Source organism: Pseudomonas sp. Kh14 (assembly GCF_900291005.1).
Taxonomy (GTDB): Bacteria; Pseudomonadota; Gammaproteobacteria; order Pseudomonadales; family Pseudomonadaceae; genus Aquipseudomonas; species Aquipseudomonas alloputida.
In genome coordinates this window covers 183,273-208,208 of record NZ_OLKJ01000015.1, presented here as the reverse complement: position 1 = coordinate 208,208, position 24,936 = coordinate 183,273, and the positions used below count along the sequence as shown (strand labels likewise).

Annotated in this window: 21 protein-coding genes; all 21 read right to left on the bottom strand. The window is 55.3% G+C overall.

Going from position 1 to position 24,936, the window contains the following annotated elements:
• Positions 1–142 precede the first annotated feature (142 nt).
• The 21 genes from rfbA to FQ668_RS08070 all read right to left on the bottom strand — a co-directional run bounded on the left by rfbA (position 143) and on the right by FQ668_RS08070 (position 24,847).
• Entirely contained in the window at positions 143–1,024 is an 882-nt protein-coding gene (gene rfbA, locus FQ668_RS08180; protein ID WP_014592009.1) for a glucose-1-phosphate thymidylyltransferase RfbA, read from the bottom strand.
• Complete coding sequence (rfbD, locus tag FQ668_RS08175; RefSeq protein WP_014592010.1) at positions 1,021–1,926, bottom strand: dTDP-4-dehydrorhamnose reductase; 906 nt, start codon at positions 1,924–1,926, stop codon at positions 1,021–1,023. Before rfbD ends, rfbA begins: the two co-directional genes overlap by 4 nt.
• The gene (gene rfbB, locus FQ668_RS08170; protein WP_014592011.1) at positions 1,923–2,993 is read right to left on the bottom strand and encodes a dTDP-glucose 4,6-dehydratase; all 1,071 of its coding nucleotides are present in this window, start codon (positions 2,991–2,993) and stop codon (positions 1,923–1,925) included. The genes rfbD and rfbB overlap by 4 nt, the downstream gene beginning before the upstream one ends.
• Before the next feature lie 169 nt (positions 2,994–3,162).
• Positions 3,163–5,181, bottom strand: coding sequence for a nucleoside-diphosphate sugar epimerase/dehydratase (locus tag FQ668_RS08165; protein WP_019439158.1), 2,019 nt, complete (start codon positions 5,179–5,181; stop codon positions 3,163–3,165).
• Positions 5,182–5,187: 6 nt separating this feature from the next.
• On the bottom strand, positions 5,188–6,201 hold the full coding sequence (locus FQ668_RS08160; RefSeq protein WP_019439157.1) for a glycosyltransferase family 4 protein: 1,014 nt from the start codon (positions 6,199–6,201) through the stop codon (positions 5,188–5,190).
• Positions 6,198–7,187 (bottom strand): SDR family oxidoreductase, encoded by a 990-nt coding sequence (locus tag FQ668_RS08155; RefSeq protein ID WP_019439156.1) that lies wholly within the window; start codon positions 7,185–7,187, stop codon positions 6,198–6,200. Before FQ668_RS08155 ends, FQ668_RS08160 begins: the two co-directional genes overlap by 4 nt.
• A complete protein-coding gene (locus FQ668_RS08150; RefSeq protein WP_014592015.1) occupies positions 7,184–8,341 on the bottom strand; it encodes a glycosyltransferase family 4 protein in 1,158 nt (385 codons plus the stop codon). The genes FQ668_RS08155 and FQ668_RS08150 overlap by 4 nt, the downstream gene beginning before the upstream one ends.
• A gap of 65 nt (positions 8,342–8,406) precedes the next feature.
• Complete coding sequence (locus FQ668_RS08145) at positions 8,407–9,357, bottom strand: NAD(P)-dependent oxidoreductase (RefSeq protein ID WP_162911981.1); 951 nt, start codon at positions 9,355–9,357, stop codon at positions 8,407–8,409.
• A gap of 34 nt (positions 9,358–9,391) precedes the next feature.
• On the bottom strand, positions 9,392–10,444 hold the full coding sequence (locus FQ668_RS08140) for an EpsG family protein (protein ID WP_014592016.1): 1,053 nt from the start codon (positions 10,442–10,444) through the stop codon (positions 9,392–9,394).
• A complete protein-coding gene (locus tag FQ668_RS08135; RefSeq protein ID WP_023390080.1) occupies positions 10,444–11,235 on the bottom strand; it encodes a glycosyltransferase family 2 protein in 792 nt (263 codons plus the stop codon). Before FQ668_RS08135 ends, FQ668_RS08140 begins: the two co-directional genes overlap by 1 nt.
• 61 nt (positions 11,236–11,296) lie before the next feature.
• Positions 11,297–12,310, bottom strand: coding sequence for a polysaccharide biosynthesis protein (locus tag FQ668_RS08130; RefSeq protein WP_014592017.1), 1,014 nt, complete (start codon positions 12,308–12,310; stop codon positions 11,297–11,299).
• Between the two features lie 18 nt (positions 12,311–12,328).
• Positions 12,329–13,186 carry an SDR family oxidoreductase gene (locus FQ668_RS08125; RefSeq protein ID WP_019439152.1) on the bottom strand — a complete coding sequence of 286 codons (858 nt, stop codon included), beginning with the start codon at positions 13,184–13,186 and terminating at the stop codon, positions 12,329–12,331.
• A gap of 38 nt (positions 13,187–13,224) precedes the next feature.
• Positions 13,225–14,709 (bottom strand): oligosaccharide flippase family protein, encoded by a 1,485-nt coding sequence (locus tag FQ668_RS08120; protein ID WP_119713377.1) that lies wholly within the window; start codon positions 14,707–14,709, stop codon positions 13,225–13,227.
• Positions 14,710–14,719: 10 nt separating this feature from the next.
• Positions 14,720–15,937, bottom strand: coding sequence for a glycosyltransferase (locus FQ668_RS08115; RefSeq protein WP_014592019.1), 1,218 nt, complete (start codon positions 15,935–15,937; stop codon positions 14,720–14,722).
• A 111-nt stretch (positions 15,938–16,048) separates the two neighbouring features.
• Positions 16,049–17,101: a Wzz/FepE/Etk N-terminal domain-containing protein gene (locus FQ668_RS08110; RefSeq protein ID WP_019439151.1), complete on the bottom strand. Its 1,053-nt coding sequence runs from the start codon at positions 17,099–17,101 to the stop codon at positions 16,049–16,051.
• A gap of 244 nt (positions 17,102–17,345) precedes the next feature.
• On the bottom strand, positions 17,346–18,779 hold the full coding sequence (locus tag FQ668_RS08105; RefSeq protein WP_019439150.1) for an MBL fold metallo-hydrolase RNA specificity domain-containing protein: 1,434 nt from the start codon (positions 18,777–18,779) through the stop codon (positions 17,346–17,348).
• A 102-nt stretch (positions 18,780–18,881) separates the two neighbouring features.
• Positions 18,882–19,145: a lipopolysaccharide assembly protein LapA domain-containing protein gene (locus FQ668_RS08100; RefSeq protein WP_003260859.1), complete on the bottom strand. Its 264-nt coding sequence runs from the start codon at positions 19,143–19,145 to the stop codon at positions 18,882–18,884.
• 19 nt (positions 19,146–19,164) lie between these two features.
• Entirely contained in the window at positions 19,165–19,467 is a 303-nt protein-coding gene (gene ihfB, locus FQ668_RS08095) for an integration host factor subunit beta (protein WP_010952810.1), read from the bottom strand.
• A 688-nt stretch (positions 19,468–20,155) separates the two neighbouring features.
• Positions 20,156–21,832, bottom strand: a complete 1,677-nt coding sequence (gene rpsA / locus FQ668_RS08080; RefSeq protein WP_003252673.1) for a 30S ribosomal protein S1 — start codon at positions 21,830–21,832, stop codon at positions 20,156–20,158.
• Positions 21,833–21,956: 124 nt separating this feature from the next.
• Positions 21,957–22,643, bottom strand: coding sequence for a (d)CMP kinase (gene cmk / locus FQ668_RS08075; RefSeq protein ID WP_010952809.1), 687 nt, complete (start codon positions 22,641–22,643; stop codon positions 21,957–21,959).
• Complete coding sequence (locus FQ668_RS08070; protein ID WP_033725117.1) at positions 22,640–24,847, bottom strand: bifunctional prephenate dehydrogenase/3-phosphoshikimate 1-carboxyvinyltransferase; 2,208 nt, start codon at positions 24,845–24,847, stop codon at positions 22,640–22,642. The genes cmk and FQ668_RS08070 overlap by 4 nt, the downstream gene beginning before the upstream one ends.
• Positions 24,848–24,936 lie beyond the last annotated feature (89 nt).

Here is a 24,936-nt window from a genome sequence, read left to right as displayed (position 1 = left end):
TCTGTGTAGGAGCGGGTTTACCCGCGAATACGGTAGCGCCGGCAACGGTGAACGGCGGGTGGAAATTGGCCAGCAGGACTCGGTCCCTTCGCGGGTTGAACCGCCCGTGGAATGGCGGCGCCGCCCCACCGAGGTTGTTGCCTCAATAAACCGTGCCTTGAATCAAACGCAGCAGATACTGGCCATAACCGGTCTTGGCCAGCGGTGCTGCCAGCGTTTCCAACTGTTGGGCATCGATCCACCCCTGCCGGAATGCCACCTCTTCGGGGCAGGCCACCTTCAGCCCTTGCCGCCGCTCGATCGTCGCGATATACCCGCTTGCCTCAAGCAACGAGTCATGCGTCCCGGTATCCAGCCAGGCATACCCGCGCCCCATGATCTCTACCGACAAACGGTGCTGCTCCAGGTACGCGCGGTTCACGTCGGTAATCTCCAGCTCACCACGCGCGGATGGCCGAATGCTTTTGGCAATCTCGATCACGTCGTTGTCGTAGAAGTACAACCCGGTCACGGCATAGTTGGACTTGGGTTTGGCCGGTTTCTCTTCCAGGCTGATGGCATTACCCTGCCCGTCGAACTCGACCACGCCATAACGCTCGGGGTCTTGCACGTGATAGGCGAACACACTGGCGCTGCCTTGCCGGTCCATCGCGTTGCGCAGCAACTGCTGGAAGTCGTGGCCGTAATAGATGTTGTCACCCAGCACCAGCGCGGTGGGGGCGTTGCCGAGGAAGTCTTCGCCAATCAGGAACGCCTGGGCCAGGCCGTCCGGAGATGGCTGCACGGCGTAGGTGATGTTGATGCCCCAGCGGTGGCCGTTGCCCAGCAGCTGCTCGAAGCGCGGGGTGTCTTGCGGGGTGGAAATGATCAGGATGTCATGAATGCCCGCCAGCATCAGTGTGGTCAGCGGGTAATAGATCATCGGCTTGTCGTACACCGGCAACAGTTGCTTGGAAATTGCCAGGGTCGCCGGGTGCAGGCGGGTACCCGACCCACCCGCCAGAATGATGCCTTTACGCTTCATAGTGGTCTTTTCTCGTGGATTTCCGTCAGCATGCGAGCCACACCCAGGCGCCAATCTGGCAGGGTCAGGGCAAAGGCCTTCTGCAGTTTATGGGTATCGAGACGCGAGTTGGCCGGCCGCATGGCCGCCGTCGGGTAGGCCTCTGTGGTCAAGGGGGTGACGTTCTCGGCATGAGCTTTCAGCGGCACGCCGTGGACTGCCGCTTGCTCCAGTACGTAACGGGCATAGCCGCACCAGGTGGTTTCACCCTCAGCGGCCAGGTGGTACAGGCCAGCCAGGGATGGGTTGCGGCGCGTGGCGACAATGGCGTGGGCGGTGATGTCGGCGATCAGTTCTGCACCCGTCGGGGCACCGTGCTGGTCATCTATCACGCCCAGGCTGTCACGCTCCGCAGCCAGGCGCAGCATGGTTTTGGCGAAATTGTTGCCGCGTGCGGCATACACCCAGCAGGTGCGGAAAATCAGGTGCTGGCAACCGGCAGCCTGGATCGCTTGCTCGCCGGCCAGCTTGCTGGCGCCATAGGTATTCAATGGGTCAACGGCATCGTCTTCGCGCCAAGGCTGGGTGCCCTGCCCCGGGAACACATAGTCGGTGGAGTAATGTACCAGTAGCGCGCCACATTCAGCGGCAGCGCGGGCCAGCACGCCGACGGCGTCGGCGTTTACCTTGAAGGCTTGCTCACGGTCACTCTCGGCCTTGTCCACGGCAGTGTAGGCCGCCGCATTGACGATGACATCGGGGGCGTAGACACGGACGGTTTCGGCCAGGCCCGGCAAGTTGGCCAGGTCGCCACAGTATGCCTGGCTGCGAGCGTTCAGCGCCAGCAACTGCCCCAGTGGGGCCAGGCTGCGTTGCAGTTCCCATCCTACCTGACCGTCCTTGCCCAGCAGCAGCACCTTCATGCAGAACGCCCTGCGTAGTTTTTTTCTACCCAGTCACGGTAACTGCCAGACTGCACGTTCTGCACCCAGTCCTGGTTGTCGAGGTACCAGGCCACGGTTTTGCGGATGCCGGTTTCGAACGTTTCCGCAGGCTTCCAGCCAAGCTCCTGCTCCAGCTTGCGGGCATCGATGGCATAACGGCGGTCGTGACCTGGACGGTCGCTTACATAGGTGATCTGTTCGGCGTAGGGCTTGCCGTCGGCGCGTGGGCGCAGTTCGTCCAGCAGTGCGCACACGCGGTTGACGATGTCCAGGTTGGGCTTTTCATTCCAGCCGCCGACGTTGTACACCTCACCAGCTTTGCCGGCCTCCAGTACGCGGCGGATGGCGCTGCAGTGGTCCTTTACGTACAACCAGTCGCGAATCTGCTGACCGTCGCCATATACCGGCAGCGGCTTGCCGGCCAGGGCGTTGACGATCATCAGCGGGATGAGCTTTTCCGGGAAGTGATAAGGGCCGTAATTGTTCGAGCAATTGGTGGTCAGCACCGGCAGGCCGTAGGTGTGGTAGTACGAACGCACCAAGTGGTCGCTGGCAGCCTTGCTGGCCGAGTACGGGCTGTTAGGCTGGTACTGGTGGGTTTCAGTGAAAGCCGGTTCGTCGGCAGTCAGAGAGCCATACACTTCGTCGGTAGACACATGCAGGAAACGAAATGCCTGCCGCGCCGGCTCATTAAGGCTGCCCCAGTATGCACGCGCGGCTTCCAGCAACTGGAACGTGCCGACGACGTTGGTTTCGATGAAGGCTTGCGGGCCATGGATCGATCGGTCGACGTGGGACTCGGCGGCAAAGTTGATGATGGCGCGGGGCTGATGGGCATTCAGTAATTCCGCGACCAGCCGGCTATCGGCAATGTCGCCGTGCACGAAGATATGGCGCTTGTCGCCCTGCAGGCTGCTCAGGGTCTGCAGGTTGCCTGCATAGGTGAGTTTGTCCAGGTTGACCACGGGTTCGTCATCGCCGGCCAGCCAGTCCAAAACGAAGTTCGCCCCGATAAAGCCTGCACCGCCGGTTACCAAAATGGTCATGTTTGTCTGCTTCCGTTGTCAGGGTCTGCGCTTCCACTTTCAGGATTCTAGACTGTCGGCGGTTGATTCGAGAGCGAAGACGATGGCAACGTGACATTCAGGCTGGAATGGCGGAGATACAGGGGCCGCGCTGCGGCCCTGTGGAAGCAGGTTTAGCTGCAAAGCAAGGTCAGGGCTCCAGGCGCCGCTGCTGGTAAATCCAGTCGACAATCTCGCCTTCCGGCGAATAGCCGCTCACGGTTTCGCGCAGCAACTGCCGTACCCGCACAAAGTCATCAACCGCCGCTGCCGCCATCAGCTGCCGCAGGAACTCCTTGAGCGTATCCCAGGGCAGGAAGTCTTCGTTGGCACTCATGATCATCGGGTGACGGGTCGCAATGACGTTATCGCCAATCAGCAACTCTTCATACAGCTTTTCCCCCGGACGCAACCCGGTGAACTCAATGGCAATATCACCCATCGGGTTACGCTCGGAGCGCACACTGAAGCCCGACAGGTGAATCATCTTCTCGGCCAGTTCCACAATTTTCACCGGCTCGCCCATGTCCAGCACGAACACATCGCCACCCTTGCCCATGGAGCCGGCCTGAATTACCAGCTGCGCGGCCTCGGGAATGGTCATGAAGTAGCGGGTGATCTTGGGGTGGGTGACGGTAAGCGGGCCGCCCGCCTTGATCTGCTTGTGGAACAGTGGAATCACCGACCCCGATGAGCCCAGCACGTTACCGAAGCGCACCATGGTGAAGCGGGTCTTGTTCACCTGCGAAACGTTGCTGCTGTCGCCAAACAGCACCGGCGCCACTTCGCGGCTCAGCGCCTGCAGGGTCATCTCGGCCAGGCGTTTGGTGCTGCCCATCACATTGGTCGGGCGCACGGCCTTGTCGGTGGAAATCAGCACGAAGTTGGCAACTCCGGCCTGCAACGCGGCCTGGGCAGTGTGCAGTGTGCCGATGACATTATTCATCAGGCCTTCGGTGATGTTGTGCTCCACCATCGGCACGTGCTTATAGGCAGCTGCGTGATAGACAGTGTCGACGTGCCAGGTGCGCATGATGTCCAGAAGCTGGGACTGGTTGCGCACCGAGCCCAGGATGGGTACAAGGCTGACCGTAAGGGATTCACGGGCAACGCGCTGCTCCAGCTCGGAGAGGATGCTGTAGAGGTTGAATTCACTATGGTCGAACAACAGCAGGGTTTTTGGCCCCTGGCCCAATATCTGCCGGCACAGTTCCGAGCCTATGGAGCCGCCGGCACCGGTTACCAGTACGATCTGATCGACGATGCAGCGCTCCAGCAGGTCAGCCTGTGCCGGGACGGCATCGCGACCCAATAGGTCGGCAATATCTACTTCCTGGATGTCGTCCACCTTTACTTTACCGCTGGCCAGGTCCAGGAAGCTGGGAATACTGCGCACGTGCAGCGGGTAGCCTTCAAGGAAGTTGAGGATTTCGCGACGGCGAGTGCGGGTAGAGGACGGTATGGCTAGCAGGATTTCCTGCGCTCCCGTGGCATCGATCATGTCCTGTAACTGGTCGGGGCGGTAAACCTGCAAGCCGGCAATCACCCGGTCGGTGATGCTGGGATCATCGTCGATGAAGGCAACCGGGCGCAGGGCCTTGTCAGAGCGCAGGGCAGCAGCAAGCTGATTGCCAGCACCACCGGCGCCATAGATGGCCACTCGCGGCAGGCCATCGCCACGGCCATTACTGGCAAAAGGAACGTGCTGCACAGCCGCGGCAAACCAGTCACCCAAGAAATACTGCCGCATGGCCAGGCGAAGACCGCCGATCATGATCAGGCTCAACCACCAGTAATTGAAGGTGATGGACCGTGGCACAACATTCTGGTGGTTGCTAGCCCAGTAAATGATGAAGCCGAGAATGAGCGCCGAGAGTGTCACGGCCTTGATGATGGCGATCAAGGCGTCGTTACCGAAATATCTCATCACCGCACGGTACAAACCGAAGCGAATGAACAACGGAATGGACACCAAAGGAGCAGTGAGGAACAGCCACGCATGGTCGATTATGGGGTTAGCCATCTCTTCAATGCCTAGACGGACCACAAACGCGAGCCAGAGCGCCACCCATATCAGCAGCACATCAGTAGACAATTGCAGCAACCGTTTCTGGCGCCGCGTAAGCTGTAGAAGCCAACTGCGCATCTTGTTATCGCCTCCTGGTCTCATAGATAGTCAGGCCTCCCGCCGCCCGGCGTTAAACTTTGCCGCCAGTACACATAGCGGCGCATAGGCGATCAGTAGACCGCCAGCTCCGTTGAGGAGCCCAGATCCCACCAGCAACGCGAGTGGTGTCAGCCAGAGTACATTGATCAACAGCACAGTGAGGGTGACTACTCTGTGGCTTTTGTAGTGCCTGGCCGCATACTGATATCCGTGACTGCGATGTGCCTCATGGACCTTCTCCCCGCGCAGGAGCCTTCGAATCAGGGTCCAGGTTGCATCAACAACGAACACTCCTAACAGTATTAGCCAACTCCAGAAAAAAGCGGGCGAAATCCAAGCAGCCTGTAGGGCCAGTAGCCCCATCATGATCCCGAGGAAACCACTGCCGGCATCGCCCATGAAGATCTTTGCTGGAGGGAAGTTCCAAATCCAGAAACCTGCCACTGCGGCCAGCAACAAGCCGCAAAGCCACAGTTGCGATGCCTGCCCGCCCAGCCAATAGAGCAATGCGCCACCGATGCATGCCGTCACGGCCTGGCCACTGGCCAAGCCATCAATTCCATCCATGAAATTGTTCAAATTGAGTAACCAGACCAAATACACGGTCGCAAGAACGTTTCCCACCCATCCCAGATCTAAAACCGTTCCAAAGAGCTCAAGGGGGGGAGCACCTGCCATCCAGAACAAGCCCCAGGCCGCGGCAGAAAAATGCCCGAGCAATCGCCAGCGTGCAGGCACATGACCATGGTCATCAAGAAACCCTATCAGCGCTGCGATCAGACCTGCCCCGAAAAGCCCTACTGCTAGAGCGCCAGGCAACACTCCCACGATTCCGAGTACTACCAACCCTAAAAGGAACGACAACACAATAGCAACGCCACCACCACGAGGAGTGGGCACGGTGTGGGAACTGCGTGCATTCGGCACATCTATCATGCTCGCTGAGAGCGCATAGCGACGAAGGGCGGCGGTTAAAAAATATGAAAGAATTGCGGTAATGGGTAATAGCAACCAAAGGCTCATTTGGATTCCTGCTGACGATATGCTTTGACAGTTCGCTTCAATTCATCGGATACCGAAGACTGCGGCTGCCAACCGAGCAACCGTCTATTTTTTTCAATGTCTATCGTCAGTGAGCCACACAGTCGGCGAAATTCTGCCTTTTTCCCAACCAAGGCTGCCAGCCCCAACAAAAATGACACCGGGAAAGGTATCAAACGGGATGATTTACCTAGCGCGCCTGCTACTTTCGATAACAGAGCTGGCGTCGACAGATCCTGGCCATCTGACACCAGGAATATCTGGTTGCCAGCGTTTGGGTGGTCAATGCAATGAATCAGGAAGGAAATAAGGTTACTCAAGCCCACCAAGCTTCTGCTGTTGTGCACTGACGCCAAAGGCAACGGTATACCTCGATCCATCCATTTGACCATCTTAAGGAAATTCGCCTTGACCCCTGGACCGTAGATCAGTGGCGGTCGAACAATCACGACATCCATTGCGCTCTCCGCTGCCAAGGCCAGCAAACCCTGCTCAGCCTCCCACTTGGATATACCGTAGGGATCAGTAGGTGAACAGTTGTCCTGCGCGTTGAAAGGAGCTTCGCTCGTTTCCTCACCATTAACCTTGATGGAGCTCAAGTAGATGAATCGACGGACACCAGCACTCGCTGCCTGGCGGGCAAGTGCAAGCGTTCCATCTACATTCACGCGACGAAAAGCAGCCAAGGGATCGTTCGTAGTTTCATTCATTACGTGAACACGCGCCGCGCAATGTACGACAACATCAACTTTTTCCAGCGCGGCCTTCCAATCAGTCTCGCCGTTGATCGAAGGCACACATACCGCGTCTACCAGAGTGCTGATCGCTTCTGGCCTCTCACGGTACTGTGCGACTACGTCAAAACGCCCCGCCTCAATAAGCCCGTTCAACAGCGCGCCCCCCACAAAACCGGTGGATCCCGTCACCAGAATGCGCTCACCGGCTGACAGCTCTGCTGAATGACTCACTTGTAAAATCCTTCATACTGTTGGATTAGAAGCGCTGAGCAGTGCCTGGAATCGAAGTCCCTTCTCGCACGCTCTTTTGCCTTTGTGGACATGCTAATCAGCCGCTGGGGGTGCGACAGTAGAGCATCTATCGCATCGGATAAAGCACCGGAGTCACGGACAGGCACCAATAGCCCCGTTTCGCCATTGACGACAGCATCATTAAGGCCATAGATATCCGTTCCAACTGTTGGAAGGCCCATCGCCGCTGCTTCGATCACTACCGTACCGAACCCTTCCCGATAGCTCGGCAAACAGAGCAAATCGGCCGCTGCCATAAATTTTTCAGGCAATTCCTGCAGGCCAAGCACCTTTATGTGCGCGGTCCCCGCTGCAAAATGAGACTCGACAACCTCTCGCCCTTCAGCCTCATAAGGCCCGACCAGCACGAGAAAAAGGTCCGCATGCACTGCCCTCAGCGTGGTGAAAGCCTCCATGAGTTCACCTATACCCTTTTCTGGAGTGACTCTCCCAACAAAGAGAAGAACTTTGGCATCCTGAGGAATTTCGAGTTCGTTTCTGGTCTGCGCAATCACCTCCGGTGAAAAACGCTGACAGTCAAATCGATCCATATCAACACCCGCCAGTGAACCGAAGCCAATCACTGACACTTTCTCTTGTGGAATCACACCTTCTCGAACGAGAAACTCTCGCTGGCTGACACTGTCGGCGTAGTTGTGGGTATTTAATCTGGCGATGAGCGCGTCGCAAAATTTTAGCAGGTGCTTTTTTAACCCATTCATGGTTACCCAAGGCTGGCCTGTGAAGGTGTGCAAACGTATCTTGACACCTGCGATCCGCCCAGCAATAGCCGCTAGCAGTCCTGCTTTAGGCGTCGTGGAGTGAACGATGTCATAACCCTGCTTCCTGAACAAAATGATAAGCTTTATCAGGCTGCGCAAATCCTTCAGCGGGCTGATTTCGCGGGCTATCTCGACAGGTATAAAATTCAGATCCTTCCTTGACTGAAGCAATCCACTCATGTCGTCGTTACTGGCGATCACGTCGACCTCTGCTCCCGCCTCATTTAGCGCTCGCAATTGAGCGCTAAGCTGCGTAACCACAAAAAACGGGACCGTAGAAATCCGTGCCACCCGCAAACCTTTAATTGACATACTGTTAGATTCCAATGCGCCAGTCACAGATAAAATTACCCAATAGCCTTCAATTCATAATTCCATTATTTTTGGATCACTTCACATATATGCACGGGGACGCTGTACTTAGGCGTAAAATTCAAATCGTTGCGTATTTTCTCCGCAGGATAAGAAGTTTTATTTACCAGGGCATCTACTCGACTTTGTGTTAACGGCAAACGCATCATGTTCCCAGCAAGCCAAACAGCCACTCTGACTAGCCACTCCGGCAACCACCATTTCGGCGGCTGAACACCTTGACAATCTGCAAGTGCCTCGACCACGTCCCTCAGCCTGCAATCATTGGACAAGTTGTAGATTTGCCTCGCTGCACGTGGCTCACTCGAACAACAGGCAAGGGCTGCTGCAACGTCATTCGCATGAATGTAAGTGGCAATCGCTTCTTCGCGCCCAACGTAGAAGAACATTTTTTTACCAATGATCCTGGCCAACTGACGAATGGAACCATTGGGCATGTCACAAGCAAACACATTGGACGGTCGAAGTATTACCCAGTCACCCGACTCTCCCTGCAATGCAGCATGAGACATGATCAGCTTGTCCGCATCGGTCTTGGTAATCTCGTACATTCCTTGAGGATTAGGTGCGGTCTGCTCGGTGACCACTCGTCTTTTGCCCGCCGCTGGTCCATACGCGCCAACACTGCTCAATTGTACCCAGCGAACGTGAGGCGCTCCCCGGCCCCTGCGGCCAAGGGCATCGAGTAGGCGCTTTACCGCGCTGACATGCAAAGCGGGCATTAATTGCTCATTCTTGATTTCACCCGCACAATTGATGATCACATCACAGCCATCTACAAGACGTTCAACGTCCAGCGTATCACTCGTGAGATCCCCCAATAGCACTTCCAGTTTTTCACTGGATGCTTTCCCGGGCTTACGGGTTAACATTCGAATCGAGTGCGCTTGCTCGGCGAGGACCGTCATCAAACGTTCCCCAATGAAGCCATTTGCGCCCAACACTAGGATTTTCAAGTTCCCGCTCCTATCACAACCTTGCGACACCAACTTACAGGCCGCCGAGTGCATCCAGTAAATGATAAGGCAAAAAAGGGCTAGGACCCTGCCCCATTTCCTGGAGATAGTTCCTATAACTAGCCACCATTGACAAGATCCCAACTGCCGATAGCCCTATTTTTATCGCCCAGTCCAAGGAGCGCTCATTATCGTTATACGCTACCAGAACGGCTAACGGCAGCGAGAACGACAACAAATCGAGAAATCGCAACCCAGCATAACTAATGCTTGCTAACGCAAAAAATGCGATTGTTAAAACAGTAGTAAGAATCACTAATTTTATTTTGTCGCTGCGCGGCATGCGCGAAGCCGCAACCGCCATGAGCATTACTGCAATGACCACCACCTTACTCATGCCAGAAAACTTTCCAGGTGATGAAACTGCACTGTAAGCACTAAGCTTCATCAGAAAATAATCACTTTTAAGGATCAGTAATAACGCCACGCACACTACAAAACCAAGGCCGGCAATTACACTGCTCCAGCGCGCCCACGGGACGCGCAACATCATCAGATAGGCGACGTTAAAAATCGAGGAATAATGAAACCCCAAAGCGATCAACGAAAAACCCACCCGTCTTGAGTAACGAATCCGTCGAGCATATTGGAATGCCAAAAGCAAAAACACACTGGCCAAACCTAATCGCAATGTATTCATGCTGTACTGATAAATAAAGGAAGGTAAGAAACAGGACAACAAAAAAAATCGCTCATTCCCATTGGAGCGCAACAAATAATAAAAAAGAACAATAAATAGCAAAAGACCAAATAATCTCACTGCGCCAACAGAAGAGCCTGTAACGCCCATGAAAATCCAGCCCAGGAAAGTAAAGGCAGGCTCAACCCCTCCCGCCAAAGGATCCAAGGTAGCCAAACCCAACAACCACTCATAGGTGTTAGTATCCGTGCCAACAGCACCGCGCAATACAGCTACTACCGCAACAAACAAAATCACCAAAGCCACAGGAATACGGCTCCTGTTCTTGGTAATTTCAGAAGCGACTAGCGCCAACAGCATCATTGCCCAGCCGAAGATATAGATCATTAACGTCTTCGCACATATGAGTTTACGACACGTCGGGCAAACTTCAGCATCGACCACGACACGGCCAACAAAAATGGCAGGATCCCAATTCTCTTTTCCCGCAACAGCGCGCCATGAACACCTAATTCACCCAACTCCATAGACCATAACTGCCCGCTCAAACCAGAATCCCCATAAACAGGTTTAAAGGTTTTGACCAACGGAAAATCCATATTGCAACACACCCCCCCCTTAAAAAGGATATCAGACCAGAGCTGATAATCCTCACAGTAGCGCTTCCCTTGTTTAAATCGACTTTTCACGCCATGCTGCAGCATTACCGACGATGTAGTAAATTGATTAGAAAACAGTAGCTGTCGCTTTGTTACCTGGGTACAACTCACATCCTCTACAGCCGGCTCTCGCTGCATCCCCGAAGCAAATTTTTGTCCCAACAAAGTTACTTCGGGGTGCTGCTCAAGCCAGTTGTACTGAAGTTCGACTTTTCGAGCATGCCAACAATCATCAGAGTCTAAGAACGCCACATACTTGCCGTTCGCCTGTGCCCAGCCTGCATTGCGCGCACTCCCTGGCCCACCATTCTGTGGCAGTTCAATCACTTTTATCCAGCCCGCAGGGTATTTTTGCTGCTCGGCATACAGTTGTTCAAGCGTATCATCTGGGCTACAGTCATCAACCAAAATTACTTCGATCGGCCTCAGGGTTTGCGTAAACACCGATTCGACCGCACGCGAAATTGATGCTTTGCTCCGATAGCAAGGAACAATTACACTGACAGAAGCCTTTGTCACTGCGAACCACCTTTTCCAGCACCATTAAAGATAATGTACTGCAACCAAAGAGACATCGCAGTCAAACCTTCAACTCTTGCTGAATATACTCCAACCTCAACAACGTCTCCTTGATTTCTTCGATGGACAGCAGCGTTGTATTATGAGAGGTGTAGTCATCAAGCTGAGAGACCTCCTGCTCGCCATCAGAAGCATACTTCTCATAGTTCAGATCGCGATTGTCGGCAGGTATCCGATAGTACCGCCCCATGTCCTCAGCCTTAGCCATCTCTTCGCGAGATATCAATGACTCGTAGAGCTTTTCGCCGTGCCGGGTACCAATCACCTTGACTTCACTGCTTGATACAAAGAGCTGCTTGAGCGCTTCCGCCAAATCTCCCACTGTCGAAGCGGGCGCTTTCTGAACAAAGATATCACCCTGCTGGGAGTGCTCAAACGCGTGCAAAACCAGATCGACCGAATCCTCCAATGACATCAGAAAACGCGTCATATTGGGGTCTGTGACCGTCAACGCCTGCCCACACTTAAGTTGATTCACAAATAGCGGAATCACTGACCCGCGGGACGCCATGACATTGCCGTAACGAGTGGCACATATAACGGTGGGTGAAGTATCGGGAATCATCCGAGATTTCGCGATTACCAACTTCTCAGCTAGAGCCTTGGAAATACCCATCGCATTTATGGGATAAACCGCTTTATCAGTACTCAAAACAACAACGCGCTTGACCTTACACTCAACCGCCGCATTGAGAACGTTTTCAGTCCCCATGACATTGGTTTTCACGGCCTCCATTGGAAAAAATTCACAAGATGGAACTTGCTTTAGTGCTGCAGCGTGAAAAATATAATCCACGCCCACCATTGCCTGTATAAGGCTGCTATAGTCCCGAACATCGCCAATATAAAACTTTACCTTGTCGTTACCCAAGGCGATACGCATGTCTTCTTGTTTTTTTTCATCGCGACTGAATATTCTTATTTCTTTAACATCAGTATCCAGAAAGCGCTTTAGCACTGTATTACCGAACGATCCAGTGCCACCGGTAATCATCAATACTTTATTTTTGAACATATATTTGCCCTGATAAATCTATTTAAAGTCGCGCATGCTAGATATCAAATCATCCCAACAGGGAGGCACATATCCGACAGCTTCTCGGAAACGTGTCGAATCGAGAGACCGGTCAATGACTACCTCATCATCGGCTGTAATAGTGATAGCCTTACCATAAATTCTCGCGACTTTACTTAACAGCGAATACTTGTCAATGGCTTCAGCTGACACGTGATAAAGGCCGCTTAATTCAGCATTAGGCAAAACGAGATTGCCGATGATCCGACCTAATTCAACGGTGGGCAAGCCTGAAAAAATCGCTCGTTGATAACCCTTCACTGGACCTGTTTGCGACAAGAACCAATCAATGAGTGATTTGCTACTGCTCAGCTCATGTCCAATAATGGAAGTCCTGAGTGTAATGGCATTAGTCGCATCAGTGACCTCTCCAATATACTTCGACTTACCATAAAGGTCCTCTGCATCAGACGGGTCTGACTCAATGTACATCCCTCGAGTGCCGGCGTACACGCAATCCGTACTAATATGAACTAGACGAGCGCCAATCAAACTGGCTATCTTTTGCAGCCGATGGGGTAGCAAAGAGTTGATCGGCAGTACAGCAAGCGGATCGTTTGCAGTTGCCAGTTGCTTTATTAAACCGGTGCAATTGATTATTACGTCAGGACGGTGCTGATTGAACAGTGCTAAAACCTCATCTTGGTTAAGCACATCGATACCCACCTGAATGCGCACCTGCTCAGCCGGTGAGAAAAATCGTAACACTCCCGCACTACGGACGGTACCACATACGTCGTAGCGCGGATCAGACGCCAGATGCCTGAATACCGCGCTACCTAACATCCCGGACGCACCGAGCACCATGATTTTCATTGTCATTCTCCCTAATCAGGAAAGCGTATACGGTCACGTCATCTGAGTCCAGCAAGATGCCGTCGAAAAACTACCAAGCCTACTGCGCACAACGCTGCCGAAGAAAGACACGTGACGACCAAGACAGCCAAACCGCTGCTTAACCAAATTGAACATAGGAAAAAAATTCCGTTCGCCAGCGCCGTAGTGAAGAGCACAGCTATCAGACAGGCCCTATATGCGCTCTTTAACCAAGGAAAGCGACGGCAGGTGAAATATGCAGTACACGCAAGCGAAAACAAATTGTAAAGCACCCAAGTGTACCCTCCGCCGACCGCTCCAAAGTGAGTCACCAGAGTGGGTAGTGCCAACAGCATGACCGGCACTGCCACCAAATTCAAGCGAAAAGACAGTGAAGTCCAACTTGCCGCCAACTGCAGCGCGAAGGGAATAATTAAGAGAGATTGTAATGCCGTTCCAACCAATAGCCACGGCAACACGATCGCCATTCCGTTTGCCAGGAACGGCTCAAACAGCATAAGTAGAACGGGCTGAGCAAACCAGAATACCGCACTGCACATAATGGTCATGACAAGGGAGAACAAAACCAGTGCAGCACGAAATGTTTTTTCTATTACGTCCAACTGGCCAAGCCGCAAGTTACTTGAAAACCTCGGAAACAAAACAGCATTAAACGCTGTCGAGAATATGTAGGGAAATCCAGCGATCGTGCTCGCCAGACTGTAATAAGCATACTCTTCCAAGCCAAGCTTACCGCTCATGAATACCTTATCGTATTGCACTGTTATCAGCGAGGTCAGTGAGATTAGAAAAACCCCTCGACTAAAAGCAATTCCGTGCTTCAGATATTTAAAGTGGACCCTGGCTCGCCCGAGAGCTCCGTGCCTTTTCAACACCAAGAGCAAGGAAAGGACATAAACAAATTGCACCACAACCTGAACTACAAAATAGCCAACCACACTATTAAGACGCGAAACCTCGCTAACAACCAGAAGCACGCCTAGCGTCCGCATTATGGAGTACGGAATATAAATCTTATTTAAAGACTGCTGGAGCTCATGGCCGGCGAACACCCCCTGCAACAACATCACCGGGAGATTCAGCCCAATAAATATAGCCATACAATACAAACTATATAGTGCTTGCTGCTCAGCAATCACGGTGAGCTTCAGCCAACTTGACACAAGCATAGGTGAAGCCATCACAATCACTAACGCCGCCACCAAACCCATTAAGGTGAACACCAGCAGATAGGTATTGATGAGTGCGAAAATGGGACGATGTGAGCGCCCGATTAATCGTGAGCCTCTGATACTCGCCAAACGCTGTATTACACTACTGGTAAGCCCTCCCTCTAGCACCATCAGTACCATCAGAAGCGTGGTGAAGAAACCGACCAACCCCACCGCTTCGGCCCCCAAGACATGTGCTGCCACAGGCAGGGAAACCAAGCTTGCCAACGCATAGATCAATTTTCCAGAAAAACTGGCAAGCAATAGCGATGATAGGTTGGCTATCTTCATGGCTGCACAATCACTCACTACCTTGAGCGTTTACTGACGATGACTCGCTTTGTGCAGAGCCTGACAAGCTCAAAGGCAGTCGCTGATCCAAGGCCTGCCGGGCGAGATACACGTCTTCAACCACAGCTACTACTTCTCGACCATTACTAGCCTTGGGCTTCAAAACGCGCTTAAACCTCGCAAGCGCATACTTGCAGACGACAGAGAACAGCTCCGAAACGATCCGGGCAGTACCGACTTGGGTGCATCCGCCTTGCTTAGCAGCACGCCGCGCCGAGAGCACCTCCTTTGCATAATCCCGATGATGGAAAAGACATAAAGCATAAAGCCGAGCCAGATTAAACTGGGCTTGACGAGCTTTATCACCTAAGCCCTCAAGGGTGGCCCATGCAGCGTGGGCCCAGACAGTCTCCACACTGAAAAACATCGGCAACTCAGGCGGCCAACGCAGATCGGTGAACGGCTTCATGTGTGGATCGCTTTTAAGATCTCCCTTGTGCTTCCCCATAGCACTGCGCCCGCTATTGCTGCCTCCGCCACCGCCTGGCATGGTAAAGGGAAAGTCTATGAGGGAGTATGTTTTACCTATCAGAGATAGCGAGATGGAGGCTGACATGTCGGGGCTAGTTCCATAGAAGATCTTGCCGCTACGCTGCCGAAGCTCATCCAGAAGACGGCGCTTGACCAATCCGTGATAAAGCTTGGGTAACGCATCAGTACCCTGACAAGCTTCATGCAGTGCAATATCCAAACGTGCTTTCACGTCATACTGCATGCATCCACCGGAAAAATCGTCCAAGTAAATGCGCCCGGCATGCGCGGCGCCATAGAACCTGGTCCGAAAGTCAGGCCAGTAGTAAAACGCTTTTACCTGTGGCGTCAGCATTTCGATCGCCTCAGATTTTGCGAACTCGGCTGCTTCGATGATTCTCGCGGAGACTGTGTCGTCGTCACCGATCAGGCATACGTATTCGCCTTCTGCCAGCTCAATCGCACGCTCATGATTCTCGGTCATGGAAAGACGATTTTTCCAATGTACGTACACCAAACGCGAATCTGTCTGGGCGGCCGCCCACGCCGCGAGAGCACAGTCATCATTGCTGGTGTCATGCACAACAACCTGCAGCCGTTCGCTTTTAATTTCCAGCAGGCTTTTTACGCAAGGGATCGCATACTTTGAGCGATTATGGGTTGGCACTACCACTGAGACTAGATATCGCTCATTCATTTTTAATCGAACCCTTTAAAATTTGATCATTGCTTTAGCCTGGTGAGTCGTTCCATGGCGCTTGTCTTCAAGGAATACGATAACTCACAGCACCGGCCAACCGGCTATTGACTACGTGCGCAAACGCGCCTGACGGAAACGCCAAGCCTCGCGAACAAGAGCAATAAAAATCCCTAGAAACAAGCCCGCAAACATTCCGACAGCCACCAGCAATGCCTTCCTTGGTTTAATCGGCGTCTCTGGTATCTCGACCACACCATCCTGACGATACACCGAAAATTGATCAGGACTAACCTTCAAAGATCGATAAACGGCCGCCTGCTCTTCACGCTCGCGGAGGTTATTGACGAATGGATCATCAGACGAGCGTGTCTGGAGATTCTGAATTTCCGACTCCAGAGCCTTGCTCCCCCGCATGTACATTAACGACCCATTCATACCTGCAGAAACTTCAGACGAAAGATTATTTTCAATAATCGGCGGTTTTTCCAAACCAATCGACTTTGATATTTTCAAGGCTTCTGTCAATTGGGCAATGCGGTCATCCCGCTCAAGCCTGGCTTTCGCCCGCGCAGAATCTATAGACTGCTGAAGATTATCAGCTTCAACTTTAAAGTCTGACACCACCCTTTCTATCAACTCTTTTTTTGATTGCTCACCCGCCATCTCCGCATAGCGCACAGCCCAATCAGCAGCTTGTTTAGGATCTTCTGCCAACACCGTTACTGTTGCATATTGCTCTGACTGATGTATACCAACCAAAAACTGAGAATTAAATTTTGCATAAAGCCCTGCTTGCGATTCACCCTCAACATTTTCAACAAAACTCGTCAAATAGACACGCTTGTAAAACATTTGACGCAAAACATTGGACTGCAAGTTTCGCAAATATACATCATTAACAAACTTTGCCGTTATTGGCACAAGGAGCCCTTTGCCATCCGACCGCCCGACATTCAGCTGATTGATATCGCTATCTAACGGAGGCTGAACATTCAGCTTGGCTTGATAAACGGGCGTCACTGCAATCGCGTAAATAGCGAAGACCGCCACCACCACTGCAGTAACCACCAGCACCAACCAACGCTGCCGCCATACCCCTTCAGTCAAATCGAAAATATCAAATTCACGCTCTTGCTTGAAGCGCTCGAGGTCATTGCGCATTTCTTTTATTTTTCCTTGATTCCGATAAGCTGAACAGACTACTGGTATACCAAGCAGCGCTGAATTCTATAGCGGCCGCTCCTACGGTAACTAAAATCGAGCGCAGCGGCAATTAGCCTCTGCTTGATCCTGGAGCTGACCGAAGGAAGCTGGGAAAAATGCTGCCCCCCCATGTGACCTGAGAGGCAATGACCATAAAAGTAGTGCCCTGGTTCCACCATGGCCTGTTCAGATTGTCAGGTCGTTATCGAGGAATGCTCACCTCTACCTTGTGCTTGAACGCTAAGCTTGCGGTCATCAAGGCCTGGCTCAACGCAGCTTTCGCATTAGGATCGCCGTGCACTAAGAGGATATTCACTGCCAAGCTAGCGCCTCGTGTTGCGAAGCTCACTAACCCTTTTTGGTCCGCATGCCCCGAGTACCCCGACAATGTCATGACCTTTGCCCGCACCTCGTACATATGCCCATCCAGGTCGATCTGCACAAAACCCTCCGCCCCCTCACTCGCCTGTATCACCGCCCCCGGCGTCCCCTTAGCCTGATACCCCACAAACATCACCTCATGCCGCGGATCCCCAAGCATGGCCTTGAGGTAGTTGACAATGCGCCCACCCGAACACATGCCATTGCCGGCAATCACGATCGCCGGTCGCCCGGTGCTCTTGAGGTAATTGACCACCTGCTGGTGGCGGGCATGGGTGTCCACACTGATCAGTTGGCTGAAGCCGAGTGGATCGCGCCCTGCAGCAACACGCGCCCTGGCTTCTGCATTCCAGTATTCGTGCAGCTCCCGGTACACGCTGGTGATGCGCTGAGCCAAGGGCGAATCGAGGATGATGGGCAACTGTGACCAGTCGATTGACTCACCGTCCGGAGCCGGACCAGTAGTGTTCAGCAGGGCTTTGCGGTGCAGAATGTCTTCCAGCTCGTACAACAGCTCCTGCGTACGACCAAGACTGAATGCAGGAATCAAGAGGGTGCCCTTGTCGGCGAGGGCTCGGTCGATGGCGTCTTCCAGCCGCTGACGGCGGTCGTCTGCCTGCGGGTGCAGGCGGTCGCCGTAGGTGCTTTCCAGCACCAGCACGTCAGCACGCTCCGGGGGCTGCACCGGGCGCAGCAGCGGGTTGCCAGAAGCGCCCAGATCGCCAGAAAACACATACCGGCTGTTGGTTTGCTCATGCTGCATATCGCACTCGACATAAGCGGAACCCAGCAGATGCCCTGCACGCTGCAGGCGAATACGACAGGCAAGACCAGGGCACTCAACCACCGTGTGCCACTGCTCGAAGGGCAGCGGCACGATAAGGTCACGGATGAATTCGAGATAGCGCGCCACCTGCGCAGGCTCGCTGCTGATGCTCAGCTTGTAGGCGTCTTCCAGTACCAGCGGCAGCAGCCGGGCCGAGGGCTCGCTGCACAGGATAGGACCACGGTAACCCGCTGCCAGCAGCGCAGGGATGCGCCCAACATGGTCGAGATGGACATGGGTGATGACCAGAGCCTGAATACCCTGGATATCAAAACCGAGAGGGGCGGATTCTGCACCGGGCGGCGCATCACTTCCCTGTTCCAGCCCGCAGTCGACCAGCAAACTGGTGGATGGACCGAGGTGCAGCTGGTGACAGGACCCGGTGACACCCCGGGTACCACCGTGATGGGAAAGGCTGGGATATTCCATGCTGCGCACACTCGCCTGGACCGAAAATGAAGTGGACTATTACTCCATGACGACCGACGCATGCATAGGCGAACCTTTCTTTAGTAGGTGTAGGAAATTTCCTTAGTTGCCGTTCAATGCCGCCTGACGAGCAGAAGCCCTGATCTTGCGCTTGCTGCGCTGCACGCCGTAGGCCCCCAGCAACGGCCCGACTGCCAGGCCAATGACCAAGGCAGCCAACACCAGGACAGCAACCGGCATGGCGGGTGCAGCCCAACCGAACAGGACCAGTGACACGGTTTGCTGGTTCTCCAGCACGAAGAACAACACCACAGCCGCCAATAGCAGCACGAACACCGCCGCCAGGGCGCGCTTGAGGTTACGCATCAGATTGCTCCTTGTGGAATCAGGTGTGGGCCTCTTCATGCTCGTCTTCATTGACCCGGTCACGCAACTCTTTGCCGGGCTTGAAGTGCGGCACGAACTTGCCTTCGAGGCTGACCGACTGGCCGGTCTTCGGGTTACGGCCTACGCGAGGGGCGCGATAGTGCAGCGAGAAGCTGCCAAAACCGCGGATCTCGATGCGATCGCCGGTAGCCAGGCATTGCGACATCTGCTCAAGCATGGTCTTGATGGCCAGCTCCACATCCTTGGACGAGAGCAGCCCCTGATGGGTGACAATACGTTCGATCAGCTCCGACTTCGTCATATTTTTCCCTTCGTTATCAAGCAGCTAGATCATTGCTTAACCAGTTTGTAGCACGCTGGGAAGGATTTGAACAGGGCGGATCTTGACTTAATAAAAAAATTCAAGATTGAAGTAATTCAAGAATGGTCTACCACTCAGGCAGGCCAGCGGCGCTTGCTTCGCGGGTGAACCCGCTCCTCCACTGGGTTATGCCAGCCTGAAGTTCGCGTGGTCCGGCGCCATCGGCGTAGGAGCGGGTTTACCCGCGAACACCGGCAAAGCCGGTGCCATCCATCGCGCTGCCTGATTCGCGGGTGAGCCCGCTCCTACACTGGGTTGTGCCAGCCTGAAGCTCGCGTGGTCCGGTGCCATCGGCGTAGGAGCGGGTTTACCCGCGAACACCGGCGAAGCCGGTGCCATCCACCGCGCCGCCTGATTCGCGGGCAAGCCCGCTCCTACAACGGGGCGTGTCAGCCTGAGGCGAGTGTGATCCAGCGCCATCGGCGTAGGCGCGGGTTTAGCCGCGAACACCGGCGAAGCCGGTGCCATCCACCGCGCTGCCTGATTCGCGGGTGAACCCGCTCCTACAACGGGCTTCGCCAGCCTGAAGCTGGCGTGATCCAGCAGTGCCATCCGCCGCGCCACCTGGTTGCGGAGCACAAAAAAAAGGGCGACCCGAGGGTCGCCCTTTTTACCGATCAAACAGAACTCAGTTCTGCTTGGCCATTGCTTCGCGCAGCAGCGCAGCCATGGTGGTGTCGGCAGCAGCTTCCGGAGCGTTTTTCAGGCTCTGGATAGCTTCGCGCTCTTCAGCGTCGTCTTTCGATTTGATCGACAGGCTGATAACGCGGGACTTGCGGTCAACGCTGATGATCTTGGCTTCGATCTCTTCGCCTTCTTTCAGAACGTTACGCGCGTCTTCAACGCGGTCACGGCTGATTTCGGAAGCTTTCAGAGTGGCTTCGATGTCGTCGGCCAGGGTGACGATGGCGCCTTTGGCGTCAACTTCTTTCACGATGCCCTTGACGATAGCGCCCTTGTCATTGACAGCAACGAAGTTGGAGAACGGATCATCTTCCAGCTGCTTGATGCCCAGGGAGATGCGCTCGCGCTCTGGGTCAACCGACAGGATGACAGTTTCCAGCTCGTCGCCCTTCTTGAAACGACGTACGGCTTCTTCGCCGGTTTCGTTCCAGGAGATGTCGGACAGGTGAACCAGACCGTCGATGCCGCCGTCCAGACCAATGAAGATACCGAAGTCGGTGATCGACTTGATGGTACCGGTGATCTTGTCACCCTTGTTGAACTGGCCGGAGAAGTCTTCCCATGGGTTGGACTTGCACTGCTTGATGCCCAGGGAGATACGACGACGCTCTTCGTCGATGTCCAGAACCATGACTTCCACTTCGTCGCCAACCTGAACGACTTTCGACGGGTGGATGTTCTTGTTGGTCCAGTCCATTTCGGAAACGTGTACCAGACCTTCAACGCCTTCTTCCAGCTCAGCGAAGCAGCCGTAGTCGGTCAGGTTGGTAACGCGAGCCTGTACGCGAGTACCTTCTGGGTAACGGGCAGTGATAGCTACCCACGGATCTTCGCCCATCTGCTTCAGACCCAGCGAAACGCGGTTGCGCTCACGGTCGAACTTCAGAACGCGTACGTCGACTTCGTCGCCAACGTTAACGATTTCCGATGGGTGCTTGATGCGCTTCCAGGCCATGTCGGTGATGTGCAGCAGGCCGTCGATACCGCCCAGGTCCACGAATGCGCCGTAGTCGGTGAGGTTCTTGACGATACCTTTGACTTGCTGGCCTTCCTGCAGGGTTTCCAGCAGGGCTTCGCGCTCGGCGCTGTTCTCGGCTTCCAGCACGCTGCGACGGGAAACGACAACGTTGTTGCGCTTCTGGTCCAGCTTGATGACCTTGAATTCCAGCTCTTTGCCTTCCAGGTGGGTGGTGTCGCGCACTGGGCGGACATCAACCAGGGAGCCCGGCAGGAACGCACGGATGCCGTTAACGTCGACAGTGAAGCCGCCCTTAACCTTACCGTTGATAACGCCCTTGACCACTTCTTCGGCGGCGAAAGCTGCTTCCAGAACAATCCAGCACTCGGCGCGCTTGGCTTTTTCACGGGACAGCTTGGTTTCGCCAAAGCCGTCTTCGACCGCGTCCAGCGCAACGTGAACTTCGTCACCGACCTTGATGGTCAGCTCGCCAGCTTCGTTGTAGAACTGCTCGAGCGGGATGACGCCCTCGGACTTCAGGCCAGCGTGTACGGTAACCCAGTCGCCGTCGATGTCGACAACGATACCGGTGATGATCGCACCCGGCTGAAGATTGAGGGTTTTCAGGCTTTCTTCAAAGAGTTCTGCAAAGCTTTCGCTCATTTTAATTCCTGTAGATTCGGGCGAAACAGACGCCCATAACCACATTCCAGACAATGTGGGTTCGTTTTAAGTAAAGGAAAGCCGGCAGGACGTTGACTGGTGCCCCTGCCTGCTTTCCTGGCTATCAGATAAGGTCGCGCTGGGCGATCTCGCTTCTGATACGTTGCAACACCTGCTCGATGGACAACTCGGTAGAGTCCAACTGAATGGCATCGGCCGCTGGTTTCAGCGGGGCCACTGCACGTTGGGTGTCACGTTCATCACGCGCACGAATCTCATCCAGCAGACTCGACAGACTAACATCTTCACCCTTGCCCTTCAACTGCAGGTAGCGGCGACGTGCGCGCTCCTCCGCGCTGGCGGTGAGGAAGACCTTTAATGGCGCGTCCGGGAACACCACGGTACCCATGTCGCGCCCGTCAGCAATCAGCCCTGGCACTTCGCGGAACTCACGCTGACGTACCAGCAGCGCATCACGCACCGCCGGCAGCGAGGCCACCATCGATGCACCAGCACCGACGGTTTCGGTACGGATGACGTTGCTGACGTCCTCACCCTCAAGGATGATCTGTTGCAGCTTACCGGGCTCGGCAGCGATGAACTGCACATCCAGATGGGCGGCAAGCTTGGTCAGTAGCTCTTCGTTGGTCAGGTCGACGCCGTGGTTGCTGGCATTGAATGCCAGCAAGCGATACAGCGCGCCAGAGTCCAGCAGCTTCCAGCCCAACTCGCGGGCAATCAGCCCGGCGACCGTGCCCTTGCCCGAGCCGCTTGGCCCGTCGATGGTGATAACCGGTGCCATTGAATTCACGACTTGCCCTCTTCTGCCACGCGGATCCCCACTTCGGCGCACAGCGCCAGGAAGTTGGGGAACGAGGTGGCGACGTTGGCGCAGTCGTGAATGCGGATCGGCGCACTGGCGCGCAGCGAGGCCACACTGAAGGCCATGGCGATGCGGTGGTCACCATGCCCATGCACTTCGCCGCCGCCCAGCTGGCCGCCGTCGATGATGATGCCGTCCGGGGTCGGCTCGCATTTGATGCCCAAGGTGGTGAGGCCATCGGCCATCACCTGGATGCGATCGGACTCCTTCACCCGCAGCTCTTCGGCGCCACGCAGCACGGTACGCCCTTCAGCGCAGGCAGCGGCCACGAACAGTACCGGGAATTCGTCGATGGCCAGCGGCACCAACGCTTCAGGAATGTCGATACCCTTAAGTTTGGCACCGCGCACACGCAGGTCGGCCACGGGCTCGCCGCCCACTTCACGCTGGTTTTCCAGGGTGATGTCGCCGCCCATCAGGCGCAGGATGTCGATCACGCCAGTACGGGTCGGGTTGATGCCGACATGCTCCAGCACAAGCTCGGAGCCTTCAGCGATAGAGGCTGCGACCAGGAAGAACGCTGCCGAGGAAATGTCAGCCGGCACTTCGATCCGGGTAGCGGTCAGCTTGCCACCGGACTGCAGCGAGGCCACTGGGCCATTGCTGTCGACCGAATAGCCAAAACCGCGCAGCATGCGCTCGGTGTGGTCACGGGTAGGCGCAGGCTCGGTGACAGTGGTCTTGCCTTCGGCGTACAGACCGGCCAGCAGCAGGCAGGATTTGACCTGGGCGCTGGCCATCGGCAGCGTGTAGGTCAGCCCTTTGAGCTTGTGGCCACCGCGGATGGTCAGCGGCGGACGGCCGTCCGGGCCGGTCTCGACCACAGCACCCATTTCGCGCAGCGGGTTGGCCACACGGTTCATCGGGCGCTTGGACAGCGAGGCGTCGCCGGTCATGGTGACATCGAACGGCTGACCGGCCAACAGGCCCGACAGCAGGCGCATCGAAGTACCGGAGTTACCTACGTACAGCGGCCCTGGTGGCGGCTTCAGGCCATGCAGGCCCACGCCGTGAATGGTTACACGACCGTGGTTGGGGCCTTCGATGACCACACCCATGTCACGGAATGCCTGCAGGGTCGCCAGCGCATCTTCGCCTTCGAGGAAGCCTTCGACCTCGGTAGTACCTTCGGCCAGCGAGCCGAGCATGATCGAGCGATGGGAAATCGACTTGTCGCCCGGTACACGGATCCGCCCGTTCAGGCGGCCACCCGGTTGGGCCTGGAAAATCAGATCGTTGGCGTTCATAGCGTCCACATAGGCCCGGCGGGCCAGGATTTTACTGAAATGCTCGCGGGCAACCCGTGCGCGGGTGAATACACCCAGCAGTTGGTGCCCATCCCCTTCAGCGATCGCGTCGCGCAGGGCGTCGAGATCGCTGCGAAATGTATCAAGCGTGCGCAGGACAGCGTCGCGGTTGGCGAGGAAAATGTCATGCCACATGGTCGGATCGCTGCCGGCGATTCTTGTGAAATCGCGGAACCCACCCGCAGCGTACCGGAAGATCTCGAGGTTTTCATTGCGTTTGGCCAGTGAGTCGACCAGGCCAAAGGCCAGCAGGTGTGGCAGATGGCTGGTGGCGGCCAGTACTTCATCATGGCGCTCGACCGACATGTGTTCCACATCGGCATCCAGCGCACGCCAAAGGCGGTCAACCAGGGCCAGCGCGGCGGGGTCGGTTTCGGCCAGCGGCGTGAGGATCACCTTGTGCCGGCGGAACAAGGTGGCATTGGACGCCTCTACCCCGCTCTGCTCGGAACCGGCGATGGGGTGGCCCGGGACGAAACGCGGCAGGCGCGCACCGAAGACGGCACGCGCCTCACGCACGACGTTGCCCTTGGCGCTGCCGACGTCGGTGATGATTGCATCACCCAGGTCGAGCAGGGCCAGGCGCGCGAGGACTTTTTCCATAGCCAGGATGGGTACGGCCAGCTGGATGACATCGGCGCCCACACAAGCGGCGGCAAGGTCTTCTTCGCAGCGGTCGACCACGCCCAGGGCCACGGCCTGCTTGCGCGAGGGGGCATCCAGGTCGACACCGACCACTTCGCGGCAAAGGCCGCTTTCACGCAGGCCCTTGGCGAACGAGCCGCCGATCAGGCCGAGACCGACCACGACCAGGCGGTCGATGATGGGCGCAGGTTTGGTTTTTGCTGCATTTACCACTGGTGCGAACCCTGTTCAGAAATCTAGGTAGCCTGTGAGGGCCATTGGGGCCGCGG